A 19,566-nucleotide genomic window follows, 5' to 3' on the forward strand; every position below is an offset into this window, starting at 1 on the left:
CCCTCTAAGGGTGGAATGGTGGCGGGCGCTCGCACGCAGCGGGCGGCGCCATTGCCAAATGGTGCCGGCGCCACATTTTGCTGGCCGCTAATGCACGTGCTTTCGAATCCGCGCCGACGCCTGAGCCAGGTCCTTCCACGCCGCTTCATTCGGTGCGAACGTCGCGCGGATATAGGACACGAGATCGGCTATCTGACGGTCATCGAACGAATCCTTGAAACCCGGCATGTAACCAAGCGCGTCGGTTGCGGGGGCATCGATGCCATTTTGGATCACGTTCAGCAGGTTATCGGGTGTGGCTTCGCTCACGCTGGTGTTCAGCGAGAGCAGCGGACGCACCCCGAAGTTGCCAACACCGCCGGTCGCGGCATGACAGACGGCGCAAGCGCCCTCAAAGATCCGCCGCCCGCTATCGAGTCCTTGCAAGGTCACGGCATCCGCTGCGGCGGCATGCGCGGGTTTCGATAACGGCGTTTCGACCGGTTGCGGTTGCAGTTGCGGTTGCGGCGACAGCGACGCCACGTAGTGCGCCATCGCGCGCACGTCCTCTTCCGGCAACGTCGACAAGCTCGCGACAACCGGCGCCATTGGGCCGGCTGCAACGCCATGCTCATGCGAAAAACCGGTCTTGAGATAGTCATACAGCGCCTGCTCGGTCCACTGCACCGGCGCTTTCGAATTGGCGACAAGCGACGGCGCCACCCAGCCTTCCGCGCTGCCGCCCGTCAGATATAAACGGCCGCCCTTTTCAGCGCCGAATGCATTGCGCGGCGAATGGCACGCGCTGCAATGCCCGGCGCCATCGACGAGATAAGCGCCGCGATTCCATATCGCTGAACGTGTCGGGTCGGGCTTGAACTCGCCCTGCTTCAGATAGAGCGCATTCCATCCCGCGACCAGCGCGCGCTGATTCAACGGAAACGGCAAGCGTGTGACCGGCGGCGCATTGTCGACCGCCGGCTGCGACATCAGGTATGCGTAAAGCGCAGTCATGTCCGCCTCGCTCATCTTCGTGAACGCGGTGTACGGGAACGCGGGATAGAGATGATGCCCGTCGCGTGAAATGCCCTGGCGCATGGCCCGGTCGAATGCGGCGAACGACCAGTTGCCGATGCCCGTCTTCGGATCGGGCGTCAGGTTGGTCGTGTAGACCATGCCAAAAGGTGTCTCGAGACCGAGGCCGCCGGCGTTCACCGCGCCGCCGGGTGCGGTATGGCAGACCGCACAATCCCCGAACTCGGCAATCTGCCGACCGCGAGCGATGGTGGCGTCCGACCATGTCGATGCAGCGGGTCGCGCGATAGGGTCAATCGACGCTCGCAGGGGCCACAGCGTGCAAGCCAGCCCGATGAGGCTGCCAACACCGCCGGCAGCGAGCGCGGTCCACAGCGAGCGTTTTGCGCGTCGTGGCGGGTTGCTGATCGTGCCAACTGTACCGGTGGAATCCTTCCCAAGCGCCGCAAGCACACGCTCCGGCGTGAACGGCGGCGCTCGGAAACGCACGCCAGTTGCGTCGTAAAGTGCATTGGCAATAGCCGCTGCAGCCGGGGAGACATCTATTTCCAGGCGATCGCCGGCAGTGGCCTGCGCAGCGAGTTCGCCAGACGCCGCCGATGCCGATGCCGATGCCGGTGCAAGTTCGTGCGATACAGCCTGCGTGCCTAGCGTCTGGTCGTGAGACGGCCGTGCCGTAAGTTGTAGACCGAGAGCACGGGAGGCCGCAGCAGCGATCTGCCGGGCTGGAACGCCATTCAACCTGCCGATGCGGCGCCGTCCGCTTGCCCGCCCCGCTACCACCCGTTTGAGCGCGACGTCGCCGGTCAGGCGGTTTACATCGAGATCGACGATCCACGCCGAGTAGTCGGGCGTCCGGTTGGGGTTATCGATGGATGACGAGTTGTGTTCGTCGAACGCGAAACCGCGGCCGTGAGCGACTGCGTTGCCAGCGCGGCGCGTCTTGCGATTCTGATGATCGGCGTTCCACGCTGCCCGCTGCGCCACCGTGTCGATCAACTCCCGCGCGCCGCCATGCTCAACCGGGTCGAGATGATCGAGACGAAACGAAACCGGATCGCGATGATTGTCGCGTGCGATTTCATCGACGAACGACTCGCGTGCAAAGGTATGCGCCGAGCGAGGAATCAGCGTGGCGGGATCGTCGACAAGCGACGTCGCACGCGGTAAAGCATAAGGACCCGGATGTTGTGCGACTGCTTCGCCGCCCGTTAAGCCCGGCGTTCGCGCCATGTATCGCCAGTCGAGCAGCGCGCCCTCGCCGTCCAGCGACGCAGCGACAGAAACCGCTGCCTCCTTGACGTGAGACACCGCCACGTAACCGCCGACGCACATCGACCGGCCAGTTTCCGCCATCAAGACAACCGCAGCGAGCGCGGCATGCGTGGCGATTAGCGGATCGGTGTGGTCATCGTTTGCATCGTTCGCACTGAGGGAGTGCAACGCAAAGCGCTCGGGCGGCAGGCCCGTGACAGCAGCTAGATTCGCCCGAAGATCGACAATGTCGGGGGCATTGGTCCAGACTGCGATGCTACCGGCGTCGTCACACGCAATGGCCTCGCACGCCACCAATCTGTGCGCCGGAATCGGCCATGTGTAATGCGCTTCCTGCTGCAAGCCCGAATGTTGCACGGGCAGAGAGCCAGAATCAGCGGCATGCTGCGAACGAGCCGATAACACCAGTTGGCAAGCAGCATCGCGCGCTTGCTCGAAACGCTCAGCCACGAACGCGGCCACATTTCCCGCGACCACCCAGCGCACGCCCGCTTCAACGCTCAACTGTTGCGCAGACGCGAGCAACGCAGCGTCAGCTTCTGCCAGCACGCACGCGTGAAGGATCGACTCGGGCATCAGCACGGGTCCGCCAGAACTGCCTTCGTGCACGGCGTCCATTACGTCGGGTCCATTACAGGGCGTCCATTACATGAGTCCAATGAGTCAACGTTTTTGTTCGCGTTTCAAATACTCGGCCGCGCGATGCACCGCCTGCATGATCTCAATGTGCGTGCCGCAACGGCACAAGTTGAAGCGCAGCGCGTCGCGGATATGGTCGTCATCGGGTTCGGGATTGCGATCGAGCAGCGCCTTCGTGCTCATGATCATGCCGTTGAGGCAATAGCCGCATTGCGCCGCTTGTTCATCGATAAAAGCCCGCTGGATCGGATGCAGCGCATCCAGCGTTCCAAGCCCTTCCAGCGTGAGCGTCTCACGTCCAATAGCTGCCGCAACCGGCACGACGCATGAGCGCGCCGGACCACCATCCAGCAACACCGTGCACGCACCGCACTGGCCGAGACCGCAACCGTACTTCGGACCGTTCAGTTCGAAGTCGTTGCGCAGCACGTACAGCAAGGGGGTGTCGCGGGTCACGTCGACCGTGCGAGTGCTGCCGTTGACGGTCAGCGTCAACGGTCCGGAAACGGATGCGGCGGAAGCAGAGACGCTCATCTTCTAGTCATCGAATCAAGACCGCCTGCGGCAATGCGTTCGGGCATTGCCGCGGCAGCCGGGTCGAAATATCAAGCGGCAGCAGGTGTTGCCTGCTTGGCCGACGGCGACTTCAGGGGCTCGTTGAACACGTCGTAAGCGAACACCCATGCCGGATCTTCGTTCGTGCGCAGCCACGTGTTGTTATGCGAGACCAGTTGCACCTTCGACGCACGCTCCGCCCGATTCGCTTCGTACAGCGCAAACGCGCCGGCGTAATCGGTCGTCCCTACTTCGTCCAGGCAGCGCGTCAGCATGGCTGCATCTTCAATCGCCATGGCCGCGCCCTGCGCCATGTGCGGTTTCATCGGATGGCATGCGTCGCCGAGCAGCACCAGGCGGCCGCGGCTCCACAACGGCAGCGGATCACGTTCCAGCAGCGGCCACTTCGTGACTTCAGGCGTGGCGTCGATCAGCTTCTGCACCGACGGATGATAGCCCGCGAACGCCTCGCGCATTTCGTCGCGGCTGCTGGGCGCAACAGACTGCCCTGCCGGCCACTCAGCCTGCGGAACGCCAGTCACGTAATAGATTTCATCGCGCTTGGACGTCACGTAATACACCATCATGTGACGATCTTCCGACCACCACTTTACACACAGATCGAAAGGATCGGAGCCCAGCAACGACGCCGGAAATACCGCGCGATGCGCAACATAACCCGTGTAACGCGGCGGTTCCGCGCCGAGCAAATGGTCGCGGATCTTCGAGTTCACGCCGTCCGCGCCAATCACGATATCCGCGCTCTCGACGCTGCCGTCGGCAAACGTCAGCCGCACTTCGTTGTCCACTTCTTCAATCTTGCTCAGGCACTTATTGAACTCGATGGTGCCAGGCGCGACCGCACCGGTCATCAGTTCATGAAAGTCACCGCGGTGCACCGTCAGATACGACGCGCCATATTCTTTCAGCGCGAACTCGCCCAGCGGAATCTGCGCGATGGCTTCGCCCGTTTTCCAGTCGCGGCTGTACCAGTAGTCCGGGTGCGAACCCATGACGTTCAGCGCGTCTTCGCAATCCATGCGGCGCATGATCTTCATCACATTGGGACCGAGATGGATCCCCGCGCCGAGGCGCGAAAATGCGGGAGCCTGCTCGTACAGGCGAACCGAATAACCGGCGCGCTGCATCAGCGCCGCTGCTGCTGTTCCGCCAAGGCCCGCGCCAACGATCGCGATACGGGGTTTGCTCATGATGATCTCTCCATGTCTGGCGCTCGCCGATGTCGTTCAGCCGAGCCTGTTAAATGAACCTATATCGAGTGTACACATTGAATTTTTTTGAGTAAAGAAAATTTGCATTGCGTCGATGCAGGTGCGATTTATCCCTTTATTTGTGCAATTTATAAGGGTTTTCACCAATCCAAAGCATGCGTGCACCATTAAAAAAGTTTTCTGAATCTTGTTAAATTCCAATGTGTACACTAGACTTTATCGAATCAAATTACCCCAGCATTTGCCGGACCCATAACGCCGCCGCGGGCGGCCCGAAGACACACGGAGTCGACTAGATGACCAAGACCTTTCGCATCGGCCAGATCGTGCCGAGTTCGAACACGACGATGGAAACCGAAATCCCGGCCATGCTGCTTGCCCGCCAGAGCATTCGCCCGGAGCGCTTCACGTTCCATTCCAGCCGCATGCGCATGAAGAAAGTGGTCAAGGAGGAACTCGCCGCCATGGACGCGGAATCGGACCGCTGCGCGCTGGAACTCAGCGACGCGCGCGTGAACGTGCTCGGTTATGCGTGCCTCGTTGCAATCATGGCGATGGGACATGGCTATCACCGTGTGTCGCAGAAGCGTCTGCACGAGCGTACTGTCGAGAACGGCGGCGCTGCGCCGGTGATCACCAGCGCGGGCGCGCTTGTCGAAGCATTGAAGGTAATTGGGGCAAAACGCATCGTCGTGGTCGCGCCTTATATGAAGCCGCTGACGGAGCTCGTTGTGGACTACATCCGCAACGAGGGTTTTGAAGTCGTCGCCTACCGGGCGCTGGAGATTCCCGACAACCTGGACGTAGGCCGCCACGACCCGCGCCTGCTGCCGGACATCGTGAAAACCCTGCCTTACCAGGATGTCGATGCCATCGTCTTGTCCGCCTGCGTGCAAATGCCGTCGCTCGCTGCAGTGCCGCAAGTCGAGGCAATGACGGGCAAGCCGGTCATTACCGCAGCCATTGCCACGACTTACGCCATGCTGCGCGAGCTGGATCTGGAACGCGTGGTGCCGGGCGCGGGCGCGCTGCTGTCCGGTGCATATTAAGCGTACTCCTGATCGTACTTACTGATAGCTTTCGATCCATTCACGGACTCCGCGATGACCTCAACTTTTCTCTACGGCGCGAACGTCAACGCCAACGGCATTCGCCAGCATTACTTGCGCTACGGCGGCACGGAGGGCGTGCGTGCCGGCCGTCCCGCCGTGATCGTGATTCCCGGCATTACCAGCCCCGCCGTCACGTGGGGGTTTATCGGCGAGACGCTTGGCCGGCAGTTCGACACCTACGTCCTCGATGTGCGCGGCCGCGGTTTGTCAGAAGCATCGCCGACGCTCGACTACAGCCTCGACGCGCAAGCCGCCGATGTCATCGCGCTGGCTAATTCGCTCGGCCTCGAACACTATGCGCTGGTCGGCCACTCGATGGGCGCGCGCATCGCGGTCCGTGCGGCACGCAGCGCGCCGAAGGGCCTGACGCGCACGGTGCTGATCGATCCGCCCGTGTCGGGACCGGGCCGCCGCGCGTATCCGTCGAAGTTGCCGTGGTATGTGGATTCGATTCGCCTGGCTGTGAAAGGCATCGACGCCGACGGCATGCGCGCCTTCTGTCCGACGTGGACGGAAGAACAATTGCGTGTGCGTGCGCAGTGGCTGCATACCTGCGATGAACGCGGCATGCTGACATCGTTCGAAGGCTTTCATACCGACGACATCCACGCCGACCTGCCGCTGCTTCGCGTGCCTTCGCTGCTGATCACGGCCGCACGCGGCGACGTCGTACTCGATGAAGACGTGCAGGAAATGCAGACGCTTTGCCCCGGACTGTTGCACACCCGCGTGCCGGATGCCGGCCACATGATTCCGTGGGACAACGAAGCGGGCTTCTACGAAGCCTTCGGCGATTTCCTCGGCGCGAAGCTCGTCTAAATTCAGCGCAACACGAACCGACACTGACACTCATTCTTCAGGAGTCAACATGCCAATCAGCGACTACGAAATGATTGCCGCGTGGAAGCAGGTACTGACGTTGTCGAAGCTGCAGGCCGGCCAGACCGTCACCATCCTCACCAGCGCGTCCACGCATCCGCAAACGCTTTCAAGCGCACTGATCGCCACGCAGTCGATGGGCGCGATCGTCAACCGCCTCGACCTGCTGCCGGTGAACGGCGAAAAGGCGTTGAGCCGCGACTCGCTCGCGTATCTCGGCACCACGCCTCTTACCGGCAACCTGGCCGCTATCGCCGCGTTGAAGGCAAGCGATCTCGTGCTCGACCTGATGACCTTGTTGTTCTCGCCCGAGCAGCACGAGATCCTGGCCACCGGCACGAAGATCCTGCTCGCGGTCGAACCGCCCGAGGTGCTCGCGCGACTCGTGCCGACCGAAGCCGATCGCATCCGCGTACGGGCAGCGGCCGAGCGGATCAAGGCATCGCGTGAAATGCGCGTGAAGTCGAAAGCGGGGACGGAACTCGTATGTCCGCTGGGCGAGTTTCCCGCTATCTCCGAGTACGGTTTCGTCGATGAACCCGGCCGTTGGGATCACTGGCCAAGCGGTTTTGTGCTGACGTTCCCGAACGAGGGTCAAGCGAGCGGCCAGATCGTGATCGATCGCGGCGACATCCTGCTGCCGCAGAAAAAGTACGTGAACGATCCGATCACGCTGACGGTGGAAAACGGTTACGCCACGCGTATCGATGGCGGCGTCGACGCGGATTTGCTAAGCGACTACATGGCCTCGTTCAACGATCCCGAAGGTTACGCAATCTCGCATATCGGCTGGGGTTTGCAACCGCGTGCGCGCTGGTCGACGCTTGGCCTGTACGACCGCGAGGCGACCATCGGCATGGATGCCCGCGCGTTCGAAGGCAACTTCCTGTTTTCGCTTGGACCGAACAACGAAGCCGGCGGCAAGCGCACGACCACATGTCATATCGACATCCCGCTGCGCCATTGCGACGTGATGCTCGACGGCGACGCCGTGGTCCGCGACGGCGTGGTAATGGACCGATAGAACCTGACCCTTGGAGCATTCTGAATGAGCGACATCCAGAGCCACGCCGAATCGGGCGTGTACAAACAGCAGGGATTCGGCACGCCGTTGCCGGTGCAAGGCAATATCGGCTTGCTGATTGTCGACTTCGTGGTCGGCTTCGCTGACCCCAAGACTTTCGGCGGCGGCAACATTGCGCCGGCAATTGAACGTACGGTGCATCTGCTGGCCGCCGCGCGCCGGCATGGCTGGCCTGTTGCGCATAGCCGTATTGTGTACGCGGCCGACGGCAGCGACGACAACGTGTTTTCGCTGAAAGTGCCGGGCATGGCGACGCTGACCGAAGACCATCCGAACAGCGCGATCGTGCCTGAATTGACGCCGGCACGGGGCGAGTTGGTCGTACGCAAGACCGTGCCCTCCGCGTTCTTCGGCACGCAACTCGCGCCGTGGTTATCGCAGCGCGCGGTGCAAACGTTGATCGTGGCCGGTGCAGTGACGAGCGGATGCGTGCGCGCAAGCGTGGTCGATGCGATGTCGCATGGTTTCCGTCCGCTGGTTATTTCCGATTGCGTGGGCGACCGGGCAATCGGTCCACACGATGCAAATCTCTTCGACATGCAGCAGAAATATGCCGCGGTAATGACGCTCGATGAAGCGCTTTCGAGTATCGAAAAACGTCACGCCTGAGCACTCGATCATTCGCTTTTAATCACTCTGCATAACGCGCAAGCGTCCTCCGGGTTCAGCCCGCGGGACGCTTCATCACGTCCCGCAACATCTCATAAATCATTGATTTATATAGTCTTTTTATCATAAAATTCTTGCTTTCCTGATTTTGGCCTCGTAACTTTGTAAGCAACGCGACCACCGATTTTCCAGGAGACACGACTTGTCGACCCCATAGCATGAGTGCCGGTCTGATTACCTTCGGTATCTGCATGCTGGCGGGTTGCCTCTTGGTGTTGGCGATGCCGAAGCGTATTGTTAATCGTTGAGCGGGTTTGGACAAAATGAGCGGTATCTTCAGGAACCATCATGCCTACTGCAGCAGCGCTCACCCGAGGTGAACTGCTTGCGCGCAACGGCTGCCTGACCATCGTCAGGCAGCCGCTCGCGCCGGTCAAACCCGCGCCTGGTCAACCGGGCAGCGGGTCTTCCTACGTCCAGGATTCGCCGGAAATTTTCGTCGCAATACTGGACGATGGCCGCATCCTGGCGTTCAACGGCCACGTCGATCTTGGCACGGGCATCCGCACGTCGCTTGCGCAAATCGTGGCCGAGGAACTCGACGTGGCCGCCCCGCGCGTCCAGATGATCCTCGGTAATTCCGCCCTGGTGCCGAACCAAGGGCCAACCATCGCGAGCGCGACGATCCAGATATCCGCCGTGCCGCTCAGGTTTGCCGCGGCGCAAGCGCGGCTCGTGTTGATCGGGCTGGCGGCAGAGCGCTGGGGGGGCGATTCCGCTAGCCTTGCCACCGACGATGGGTATGTCATCGCGCCCGACAAGACCCGTATCAGCTTTGGCGAGTTGCTCCAGGGGCAACGGATCTCGCTGCCCATCGATTCATCGGTCACGGTGAAGGACCCGTCGACTTATCGGGTTATCGGACGGCCAACGCCGCGCGTCGATCTGCCTGCTAAAGCCACCGGCACGCTGACCTTCGTACACGACATGCGTGTGCCCGGCATGCTGCATGGGCGCGTCGTGCGGCCACCGTATGCCGGTCACGATTGCGGCGCGTTCGTCGGCAAGACGCTGATCGATGTGGACCGTGCATCGGTCGATACGCTGCCGGGTGTGCGCGGCGTGGTTGTTATCGGCGACTTCGTTGGCGTGGTGGCAGAGCGAGAGGAACAGGCGATCCGCGCAGCGCGCGCACTGCGCGTTCGGTGGCGTCCGCTGCCGCCGCTGCAGTCCCTGGATCACCCCGCGGAGGCGATAGCCGAGGCTCCGGCCCAGCGGCGCCTGCTGCTGGAGGAAGGGGACGTAGAAAGCGTACAGGGACAACCCGGAACGACCACGCTGACACGCAGCTATGTCTGGCCGTATCAGATGCATGGCTCGATCGGGCCGTCCTGCGCGCTCGCGGACTACCAGGACGGACGCATCACGATATGGTCGGGGACGCAGAATCCGCAGACCTTGCGCTACGACTTGTCGCGTCTGGTCGAGCGGGATGAAGCCGATATCGATATCGTCCGCATGGAGGCTTCCGGCTGCTATGGCCGCAATTGCGCCGACGATGTTGCGGGCGACGCGCTCCTGCTTTCACGCGCGATGGGCCAGCCGGTGCGGGTCCAGCTATCGCGTGCTGACGAACATCAGTGGGAGCCCAAGGGCACGGCGCAAGTCGTCGATGTCACCGGCACGGTGTCCCGCACAGGCGACACGCTGGGCTATACGTTCGCCTCGCGTTATCCATCGAACGATGCGCCGCTGCTCGCGCTTCTGCTCACCGGCGTGACGCCGGCCGAGCCGCGCGTCTTTGAAATGGGCGACCGGACCGCGGTGACGCCCTACACCTTCGCGCATCGCCGTTTTGTCTGCCACGACCTGGCGCCGCTGGTTCGGGCGTCGTGGTTCAGAGGGGTGTCGGCGCTGCCGAACTCCTTCGCCCATGATGTGTTCATCGATGAACTCGCGCACGAGACCGGCGCCGATCCTCTGGCTTTCCGCTTGCGTCATCTGAAAGATGAGCGTGCTGCGGCATTGCTTGAAGCAGTCGCTGAGCGCGCAGGCTGGCAAGCGCGTGCCGGACGCCGTGCAGTTCCATTTAACGATACCGGCGAGCGCGTGCTTCAAGGACGCGGCGTGGCGTTTGCGCGATATGTGCATAGCCGCTTCCCCGGTTTCGGTGCGGCCTGGTCGGCGTGGATCGTCGATCTGGAGGTCGATACAGTCAGCGGAGAAATCCGCATCAAGCGAGTGACGGTCGGTCAGGATACGGGCACCGTGATCAATCCCGACGGCGTGCGCCATCAGATCCACGGCAACGTGATCCAGACGTTGAGCCGCACGTTGAAAGAGCGTGTGCGCTTTACCGATGGTCTGGTTGCAAGCAAGGAATGGGGCAGCTATCCGATCCTGACGTTCCCCGAGCTGCCGCCGGTGGATGTGGTAATGGTGGACCGGCAAGGCGAACCGCCGCTCGGTGCCGGCGAGTCCGCTTCGCTTCCCGGGGCGCCCGCTATTTCCAATGCGTTATTCGATGCAACCGGCGTGCGGTTCCGCGAACCGCCCTTCACGCCAGATGCTGTCAGGGCCACGCTGCAAGCGTTTAGAACAATGGCGCCCGCCGGGCATTGATGAGCGGGAAGTGACAGACGTGCAAGCTCAGTTATCTTCGGCCCGCGTCATGCTGCGCAGCAGATACACGATGGCAACGCGCTCGGCCGGGTTCAACGCCCCATAAGTCTGCTCGCTTACCTGCCTTGCAAAAGGCACCGTCTGGTCGATCAACGCCAGGCCTTCGGGCGTGGTGCGCACCAGCAGCTTGCGGCCATCGAGCGGATCGGGCGCGACCACGATCAGCGAACGCGCTTTCAAACGCTCTACGACGCCACGGATAGTCGCCTGGTCGATTGCTGTCGCCTTCACGATGTCGTTGAGCGAGCAGGACTGCTGCTCCTTGACCGCGCACAGCGTGACGAATTGCGCCGCAGTGAGATCGGAATCGGGTATGGCCGCCTGGAAAATGGCAACGTGGCGCTGATAGGCGCGCCGCAGCAAGTGGCCGATCTGCTCGGAGAAGTGATACTCCTCGTTAGCGGGAACGACCGAAGGGGGAGAGGGCTTTTTGGACATGGGAAGAATTGTAGGGTACACGTTCTATTATGCTTCGATTACGGTCACGCACCGCTCTCTTCTGCCCTGCCGTGGATCTCTTTTTATCATAGACGGCGTAGCGTGGGCAGGCCGCTTCGCGCAAGCAAATTAACGAGTCACAGCGGCTCATGGAACAACTGAAGGGGAATCAAGAAACCCTCCCCTTGAGCGCGGGATCAAGCACCGCCGCCAGCTTTTCAAACGCCGGCTGTATCTCCTCTTCCGGCACGCATCCGTACCCGATCAACAAACCCGACATGCCCTCCCCCGGCCGCAAGAAATAACCCGACAGCGGCCGCACCACAATATTGACTGCAAGCGCTGCTTTCGCCACTTCGCGATCATCCACGCCATCGGGCAAACGCAGCACGAGATGCAGCCCGGCATCGCCGCCGACAATCTGCAACGCGTCGCCATAACGCTTCCTGATCGTATCGAGCAAGATCTGGCGACGCTGCCCGTAGATCCCGCGCATTCGCCGGATATGCGACGTGAAATGCCCCTCGGCGATGAACTCGGCCAGCACCGCTTGCTGCAACAACTGCCCCTCGCGATACAACTCCGCCGAAGCCGTCGCGAAGCTCGTCGACAATCCCTCCGGCACCACGATGTAACCAATCCGCAGCCCGGGAAACAATGTCTTGCCGAAGCTGCCGACGTAGATCACCTGGCCCGATGTATCGAGTCCTTGCAGCGACGCAAGCGGCCGGCTGCCGTATCGAAACTCGCTGTCGTAGTCGTCCTCGATGATCCAGCAGCCGTTTTGCCGCGCGAATTCCAGCAGCATGCGCCGCCGCGCGAGGCTCATCACCATGCCCAGCGGGTATTGATGCGACGGCGTGACCAGCATCAGCTTGGGCGGATCGGCGAGATCATCCGCTGAAGGATTGATGCCCTCTGCATCGACGTGAATGGCCTTGAGCGATAGCCCCGACACCTGCAACACGCTACGCACGCCCCAATAGCAAGGGTCTTCGGTCCAGATGACATCGCCGGAATCGGACAACAGACGCACGGCAAGATCGATGGACTGGTGAATCCCCGTCGTCACGATAATTTGCTCCGGCGTACAGCGTACCGAACGCGAGGTCCGCAAATAATCGGCGAGCACCTGACGTAGCTTGGGCAAACCGCCGCCGGGCGCATAGGTCAGCAGATCCGGCGGCAAACGGCGCCAGTATTTCGATTGCAAGCGGCTCCAGACAGCGGCTGGAAACTTCGATACGTCGGGCACGCCGGGCATGAACGCGCCGCCCTGCCGCTGCGACACACCGGCGCCCTGCAACAACCGCGCGCCGCGCGCGGACAACACGCGCGGTTCCGTCGGCGCCGCGTCGCGCACCGACGGGTCCGCCCCCACGATCTCATCGGGCGCGCTGTCCGAGACAAACGTGCCCTGACCGGTCGCCGACCACACGTAGCCTTCCAGCGCGAGTTGCTCGTACACCTGCGTGACCGTATTGCGGCCGAGGCCCAGCTCGCTTGCGAGCAAACGGGACGACGGCACCTTCGTCCCCGCCGGCAATTCCCGCGACAGGATGGCCTGCTGCAACAAGCCATATAACTGCCGATAAATCGGCAGCCCGCTCGTTCGTTCGATCCGCTGAGCCAGCCAGTCGGACAACATGCTTGCACGCATCGCGGACATCGAAGAAATGGCTCCTATAAAAACACGGAAATGGCTCTGATTGAAAGAGCCAAATCTTACTATAGTCGATGCATTGCCTAAAAACCCGCCCAGGAGATATACCGTGAGCCAGAACCTGAAGAACGCCGACCTTAAAGCCCGCAAGGACGCAGCGACGCCACGCGGTGTCGGCGTGATGTGCGATTTCTACGCTGAACGTGCCGAGAACGCTGAACTGTGGGACGTAGAAGGCCGGCGTTTTATCGACTTCGCGGCGGGCATCGCGGTATGCAACACGGGACATCGGCACCCGAAGATTGTCGCGGCCATGCGCGCGCAACTCGAGCGCTTCACGCACACGGCGTATCAGATCGTCCCTTACGAATCGTATGTTTCGCTCGCCGAGAAAATCATCGCGCGCGCACCCGGCGACCATGCAAAGAAGGCCGCGTTCTTCACGACCGGCGCGGAAGCTGTCGAGAACGCCATCAAGATTGCGCGCGCCGCGACGGGCCGGCCGGGCGTGATTGCATTCAGCGGCGGGTTCCACGGCCGCACGTTCATGGGCATGGCGCTCACGGGCAAGGTTGCGCCGTACAAGATCGGCTTTGGGCCGTTCCCGTCGGATGTATTCCACGCTCCGTTCCCGAACCCGGTTCGCGGCATCACGACCGAGGATTCGTTGCGCGCGATCGAGCACCTTTTCGCGGCGGATATTGAAGCCAAGCGCGTGGCCGCGATCATCTTCGAACCGGTTCAGGGCGAAGGCGGTTTCTATCAGGCGCCGGCGGAATTCGTGCGTGCGCTGCGCAAGATCTGCGATACGCACGGCATCCTGCTGATCGCCGATGAAGTGCAAACCGGCTTCGCGCGCACAGGAAAGATGTTCGCGATGCAGCACTACGACGTGGTGCCGGATCTGATGACCATCGCCAAGAGTCTCGCGGGCGGCATGCCGCTGTCGGGCGTTGTCGGCCGTGCCGATGTGATGGACTCCGTAGCACCTGGCGGCCTGGGCGGCACGTACGCGGGCAATCCGATGGCGGTCGCGTCGGCGCATGCGGTGCTTGAGATCATCGATGAAGAGAAGCTCTGTGAGCGTGCCGCGCAACTCGGCGACAAGCTGAAAGCGCGGCTGTCATCGCTGAAGGCTGACGTACCCCGGATCGCCGATGTGCGCGGCCCCGGCGGCATGATCGCCGTCGAATTCTGCAAGCCCGGCACCACCGAAGCCGATGCCGCTTTCGCCAAGCGCGTGCAGACCTTGGCGCTTGAGCGCGGCCTGCTTTTGCTGATCTGCGGCGTGCATAGCAACGTGATCCGGTTCCTGTTTCCGCTGACCATCCAGGACACCGTGTTCGATGAAGCACTTGCCATTCTCGAACGCGTCCTGACGGAAGAAGTGGGGGTGGCGGCATGAGCACGCAAGGTTTGTCGATGCAATTGAAAGACCCGGCGCTGCTGCGTCACGAAGCGTTCATCAATGGTGAGTGGCAAGGCGCCGAGGACTCGGCGACCTTCGACGTCATCGATCCCGCAACCGGTCAGTCACTCGGTCATGTGCCGAAGATGGGTGCAGCGGAAACGCGTCGTGCTATTGATGCGGCGAACGCCGCCTTGCCGCTCTGGCGCAAGAAGACCGCGAAAGAACGCGCCGTCGTTCTACGCCGCTGGTACGACTTGATGTTGGAAAACGCCGACGATCTCGCGATGATCCTCACGCGCGAACAAGGCAAGCCGCTCGCCGAAGCCCGGGGTGAGATTGTGTACGCTGCATCGTTCATCGAGTGGTTCGCTGAGGAAGGCAAACGCGTCGCGGGTGACACGCTGGCGTCGCCCGCCGCCGATAAACGTATCGTGGTCACCAAGGAACCGATCGGCGTCTGCGCAGCGATTACGCCGTGGAATTTCCCGAGCGCGATGATTACGCGCAAGGTCGGCCCGGCGCTGGCGGCGGGCTGTTCGATCGTCGTGAAACCCGCTGAAGCAACGCCGTTTTCGGCCTTCGCCATGGCCGTGCTCGCCGAGCGTGCAGGGTTGCCCAAGGGTGTGCTGAACGTCGTGACGGGGGACCCGAAGGCGATTGGCGCCGAGCTGACCAGCAATCCGATTGTGAGGAAGTTGTCGTTCACGGGATCGACTCAGGTCGGCCGCTTGCTGATGGCGCAAAGCGCGCCGACGGTCAAGAAGGTGTCGCTGGAACTGGGCGGCAATGCACCGTTCATTGTTTTCGACGATGCCGATATTGATGCCGCAGTCGAAGGCGCAATTGCATCGAAGTATCGCAACAGCGGGCAGACGTGTGTGTGCACGAACCGCTTTTATATTCACGACCGGGTCTATGACGAATTCGCCGCGAAGCTGGGCGCGGCCGTGGCGAAGCTGCCGGTGGGCAATGGATTGGAGAGTGGCGTATTGCTCGGGCCGCTGATTAACGATGCGGCAGTTCAGAAGGTCGAGTCGCACATTCATGACGCGCTGGATAAAGGCGCCAAGGTGGTCGTTGGCGGCAAGCGGCACGCGCTTGGATTCGGCTTCTTCGAACCGACCGTGTTGTCAGGCGTGACGTCGGAGATGAAGATCGCCAGGGAAGAAACGTTCGGGCCGCTCGCACCTTTGTTCCGGTTTTCTTCCGACGAAGAAGTGATACGGATGGCTAACGATACCGAGTTTGGGTTAGCCGCGTATTTTTATAGCCGCGATATCGGGCGAGTGTGGCGCGTGGCCGAGGCGCTGGAATATGGCATGGTCGGGATTAATACCGGGCTGATTTCCAACGAGGTCGCGCCGTTTGGCGGGGTTAAACAGTCTGGCCTCGGGCGCGAGGGGTCGCGGTATGGAATCGATGACTATCTGGTGATCAAGTATTTGTGTATGGCGGTGTGAGGAACGTTCGAACTTGGGTTTGCGCCTTACGCATCACGTACCAATGGCCGTTGTAGCGTGTTGGTTCCTTTTCATCCGGTCGTGTCTCTCATGGTCGAAACAGAAGATGCGAAAATAGGAATCCGCGTTAGCACCTGCCCGTCCGTGAGCAACTTATCACCGGCAAGTCTGCAAGGGATAGGAGCGCCGCCACGGGGTTGCCTAAGCCATCAGGTGGCGCGGTGATTGCGGCAAGACCATGGCATGGGCCAGAGAGGGGCGCAGTGTTCCACTGCGCCCCTCCCTCTCCGAACACCGATACCCCCACGCTTCGCCATCAGCGACTAAACCTGCCCAGGTTCGCCCCCTTACCCGCGGATAGCCACCCATTGATCAGCAAGCGACCACCGGCCCGGGCGTGCTGCTAACACCGCCCCATTCAAACCTCAACCGTCACCCGCTCCACGCTTTCTACCGCCAACGCCGTGCCGAACGCCGCATGCAGCAGCGCCGCATGCGCAGCGCCCGCATCCAGGACGATCAGGTTCTCCGCAAAAGCCTTCTCCAGCGAAAGGCCGCCCTCGATCACGGCCTCCATTGCCGTTTCCGTCGCAATAAAGACCACGTCCCGATCCTCCTGATTTTTCGCCGTCACATCAGGCGGCTCTGGATTGCAGTCGGGATCGAATCCGGTCTCCGTCGCGCGGAAAAATCCCCAAGTTCCTATTTCAATCAGTAGAACATAGAAATCCGGTAGCGCCATCAACTGACTCACAGGCATGGACGACTTGAGCCGACGTTGCAACGCCTTCAATGTATCAATGGCCGCCACGCGCAATTTCACATTGGCCAGCGGACCATCGAAAACCTTTTCCGGCAACACGCCCGCATCGATCGCCTCCCGGGTCGCGACCGCCACAGTAAGCGATCCAGGATGATCCACGTTAAATTCAATCTTTAGGTCACAGATAGAGCACATTCTCTCAATTCCTTTGCAAGCGTCGCATGAGACTAATGGATCTCAAGGTGTGACAATGTTGAACCAGAAGTCGAAGTTATCCAGCCAGGAAACAAACTCTCCCAGCTTCTGCGTGTTGCCAGTTATCTTCGCCTTGCCCGCAATAATCTGCTTCTGCATGGTCGCGACACCCATCATCACGTCGTTGAGATCGGACCGCGACATGGTCACGGATGCATCGGCCGTATCCGAGGTCTTGCCCTTCGAATAGTGCAGCGCTGAATTTTCAACGCCGACCAGATAATTTTCTTTCGTGTCCGTCATGATGAAATTGAACGAGATCGTTTTGCCCGCCGCCCGGTCCGCATTCAAGCGGACACCCTGGTAATCCAGGAACATTTCCAGCGGCATCGCCTTGATCGTGTCAGGACTTTGCGAACTGCCGAACGGAACCTTATGCACGCCATTACGCAGTTCCATTGCGCCCGTGAGATAGAAATTGCGCCAACTTGAGGCTTCCGACTGGTAGCCGAGTTGCTCATAGGCATCAGCCAGCATGTGCTTGGCAGAAACGTTTTTCGGATCGGCAAATACAACGTGGTTCACCACTTCTGCAACCCAGCGATACTCACCTTTGTCGTAGTATTTCTGCGCCTTCTGCATGACGGCATCTGCACCACCCATGAATTCGACATAACGCGTGCCGTTTTCAACCGGCGGCAATCTATGCAGATTTGCCGGCACACCATCGAAAAAGCCCAGACGCAGGTTGTATTGCGCAACCACATCGTGGAAAACTGTGCCGTAATAGCTGCGGCAGTACCATTGCTTTGCCAAGGTGTCAGGCAACCGCAGCATTTCCCCGATCTCAAGCGGCGTGTAGCCAGTATTCGCGAGGCGCATGGTCTGGTCATGCAAATACCGGTACATGTCGCGCTGCGCCTTCAGGAAAGCAATGATCCGGTCATTTCCCCAGGTTGGCCAGTAATGCGAAGCGAACAGGACCTGCATGTCGCTGCCAAACATATCAATGGCTGCCTGAAGGTACTTCGACCACAACAACGCATCCCGGACCTTTGCACCACGCAACGTATAAAGGTTGTGCAGCGTATGAGTCGCATCTTCAGCAGCGCAAAAGGCCTTGTATTTCGGAATGTAGAACATGAACTCAGAGGGCGCTTCGGATTCCGGCGCCATGATGACCTTCATCTCAACGCCGTCCATTGTCAGCGTCTGCCCCGTCCCGGTCGCAAAATCGGTCGGCACCAACAGCGTGATTGCGCCAATGGACGTGGTTTTACCCAATCCCGCGTCAACTACGCCATCCACGCCCCGTGGCAGCAAATTGCCGTACATGTACGCCGCCCGCCGGCTCATTGCGTTCCCCGCGATGACGTTCTCGCCCACGGCGGCCTCAGTAAATCCCTCCGGCGCGTAAATCTTTATCTTGCCCGACTTTAAATCGGCTTCATCGACAATACCTCGAATTCCACCGTAATGATCCGCATGACTATGCGTATAAATAACGTGTGTAATCGGCCGGTCGCCGAGATGCCGCACCACCAATTGTTTCCACACTACAGTCGATACATCCGCCGTCATCAATGGATCAATGACAATCCAGCCGGTATCCCCGCGGATAATACTCATCACTGAAAGGTCATACCCCCGGACCTGCCAGATCCCGTCAACCACTTCGAACAAGCCGTGGTTCATGTTCAGCTTGGCATTTCGCCAGAGACTGGGATTGACCGAATCAGGTGCATTATTTTCCGGACCCCCGGTAATAAAATCAAACTGCCCCAAATCCCAGGCCGCGCCGCCCTTCGAACTCGGAATAACCCCGGGGCTCGGCAGCGTGCCAATCAGTCCACGGCTCGCATCCTGAAAATCCTGTGTGTCATTGAAAGCTAATTCATGCGCATACACAGCATTCGCTTCCAGAGTGGCCTTGGTTGGCGGCTTGGAACCTATACCCGTGGGCTTGGCAGGCGGCGTACCTTGCGCCAACGCATCTCCGGCTACCGCACCAAGACCCGATGCAACGCCGACGGTGACAGCGCCAACGCCTCTAAGAAACTCTCTGCGTTTTGTCAAGGAAGACGGGATTTTTTCATCAGACATGGGCAATTACCTCCAGGATTCGAATTATTCTAAAAAGCAGATAAGGTCATGGAAACGCGCGGTCAACGCATCCCTGCAGCGGCTCCTTTCAATCTCGTTCAGCTGCGATGTTTCGCATTCGCTCATTCGCCTGAAAACCTTTCAAGTCAGCTACATATTTCAATCATCGACACAGTAATGTAAATGCTGTCCAAGGACGATTGAAAAACTGCTCCCAGGCGTCATTAAGCCACCTCAACCAATATCGGGTTTCATAGCGTTTGAGATGACGTTGCTGAAAATTTTTTCCGCTTGATATTAATCGCCAGTTCGCCTATAGCGCGAGGCGATTACTGATTCAAGTGAAATAGTCGGCTTGTTCGTGATGATTAAATTGGTCAAACCATCATGCAATTTCGTGCCGTGCCGCAGTCGGATATCCGCCGCTTTGATGGGCTGTCCCTACCCACCGC

The 19,566-nt window shown here is 60.5% G+C and carries 14 protein-coding genes; 7 read left to right on the forward strand and 7 right to left on the reverse strand.

Going from position 1 to position 19,566, the window contains the following annotated elements:
• Nucleotides 1-87 precede the first annotated feature (87 nt).
• The 3 genes from ACSQ83_RS26525 to ACSQ83_RS26535 all read right to left on the reverse strand — a co-directional run bounded on the left by ACSQ83_RS26525 (nt 88) and on the right by ACSQ83_RS26535 (nt 4,694).
• Nucleotides 88-2,907 (reverse strand): c-type cytochrome, encoded by a 2,820-nt coding sequence (locus ACSQ83_RS26525; protein ID WP_436230201.1) that lies wholly within the window; start codon nt 2,905-2,907, stop codon nt 88-90.
• Between the two features lie 45 nt (nt 2,908-2,952).
• A complete protein-coding gene (locus tag ACSQ83_RS26530) occupies nt 2,953-3,462 on the reverse strand; it encodes a (2Fe-2S)-binding protein (protein ID WP_414950439.1) in 510 nt (169 codons plus the stop codon).
• 71 nt (nt 3,463-3,533) lie between these two features.
• Complete coding sequence (locus ACSQ83_RS26535; RefSeq protein ID WP_414950440.1) at nt 3,534-4,694, reverse strand: FAD-dependent monooxygenase; 1,161 nt, start codon at nt 4,692-4,694, stop codon at nt 3,534-3,536.
• Between the two features lie 317 nt (nt 4,695-5,011).
• Between ACSQ83_RS26535 and ACSQ83_RS26540 the strand changes: the two genes are divergently transcribed.
• From ACSQ83_RS26540 to ACSQ83_RS26560, 5 genes are all read left to right on the forward strand, one after another.
• Nucleotides 5,012-5,764 (forward strand): maleate cis-trans isomerase family protein, encoded by a 753-nt coding sequence (locus ACSQ83_RS26540; RefSeq protein ID WP_414950441.1) that lies wholly within the window; start codon nt 5,012-5,014, stop codon nt 5,762-5,764.
• A 54-nt stretch (nt 5,765-5,818) separates the two neighbouring features.
• On the forward strand, nt 5,819-6,646 hold the full coding sequence (locus ACSQ83_RS26545) for an alpha/beta fold hydrolase (protein ID WP_436230202.1): 828 nt from the start codon (nt 5,819-5,821) through the stop codon (nt 6,644-6,646).
• A 49-nt stretch (nt 6,647-6,695) separates the two neighbouring features.
• The gene (locus ACSQ83_RS26550) at nt 6,696-7,730 is read left to right on the forward strand and encodes a 2,5-dihydroxypyridine 5,6-dioxygenase (RefSeq protein ID WP_414950443.1); all 1,035 of its coding nucleotides are present in this window, start codon (nt 6,696-6,698) and stop codon (nt 7,728-7,730) included.
• A 24-nt stretch (nt 7,731-7,754) separates the two neighbouring features.
• The gene (locus ACSQ83_RS26555; protein ID WP_436230203.1) at nt 7,755-8,399 is read left to right on the forward strand and encodes an N-carbamoylsarcosine amidohydrolase; all 645 of its coding nucleotides are present in this window, start codon (nt 7,755-7,757) and stop codon (nt 8,397-8,399) included.
• A 348-nt stretch (nt 8,400-8,747) separates the two neighbouring features.
• A complete protein-coding gene (locus tag ACSQ83_RS26560; protein ID WP_436230204.1) occupies nt 8,748-11,021 on the forward strand; it encodes a molybdopterin cofactor-binding domain-containing protein in 2,274 nt (757 codons plus the stop codon).
• A gap of 27 nt (nt 11,022-11,048) precedes the next feature.
• Here the strand turns inward: ACSQ83_RS26560 and ACSQ83_RS26565 are convergent, their stop codons facing one another.
• Both ACSQ83_RS26565 and ACSQ83_RS26570 read right to left on the reverse strand, forming a co-directional pair.
• Nucleotides 11,049-11,519 carry a MarR family winged helix-turn-helix transcriptional regulator gene (locus ACSQ83_RS26565; protein WP_436230205.1) on the reverse strand — a complete coding sequence of 157 codons (471 nt, stop codon included), beginning with the start codon at nt 11,517-11,519 and terminating at the stop codon, nt 11,049-11,051.
• Between the two features lie 169 nt (nt 11,520-11,688).
• Nucleotides 11,689-13,179, reverse strand: coding sequence for a PLP-dependent aminotransferase family protein (locus ACSQ83_RS26570; RefSeq protein ID WP_414950487.1), 1,491 nt, complete (start codon nt 13,177-13,179; stop codon nt 11,689-11,691).
• Between the two features lie 124 nt (nt 13,180-13,303).
• On the opposite strand from ACSQ83_RS26570, the gene gabT reads away from it, so the two are divergent.
• Nucleotides 13,304-14,587: a 4-aminobutyrate--2-oxoglutarate transaminase gene (gabT, locus tag ACSQ83_RS26575; protein ID WP_414950488.1), complete on the forward strand. Its 1,284-nt coding sequence runs from the start codon at nt 13,304-13,306 to the stop codon at nt 14,585-14,587.
• Nucleotides 14,584-16,053 (forward strand): NADP-dependent succinate-semialdehyde dehydrogenase, encoded by a 1,470-nt coding sequence (gene gabD / locus ACSQ83_RS26580; protein ID WP_436230206.1) that lies wholly within the window; start codon nt 14,584-14,586, stop codon nt 16,051-16,053. Before gabT ends, gabD begins: the two co-directional genes overlap by 4 nt.
• Nucleotides 16,054-16,471: 418 nt before the next feature.
• On the opposite strand, the gene ACSQ83_RS26585 is transcribed toward gabD, so the two are convergent.
• Together ACSQ83_RS26585 and ACSQ83_RS26590 are read right to left on the reverse strand one after the other, a co-directional pair.
• Complete coding sequence (locus ACSQ83_RS26585) at nt 16,472-16,975, reverse strand: hypothetical protein (protein WP_436230207.1); 504 nt, start codon at nt 16,973-16,975, stop codon at nt 16,472-16,474.
• Between the two features lie 78 nt (nt 16,976-17,053).
• On the reverse strand, nt 17,054-19,114 hold the full coding sequence (locus tag ACSQ83_RS26590) for an alkyl/aryl-sulfatase (protein ID WP_436230208.1): 2,061 nt from the start codon (nt 19,112-19,114) through the stop codon (nt 17,054-17,056).
• Nucleotides 19,115-19,566 lie beyond the last annotated feature (452 nt).

The organism is Caballeronia sp. LjRoot29 (genome assembly GCF_964252755.1).
GTDB lineage: Bacteria > Pseudomonadota > Gammaproteobacteria > Burkholderiales > Burkholderiaceae > Caballeronia.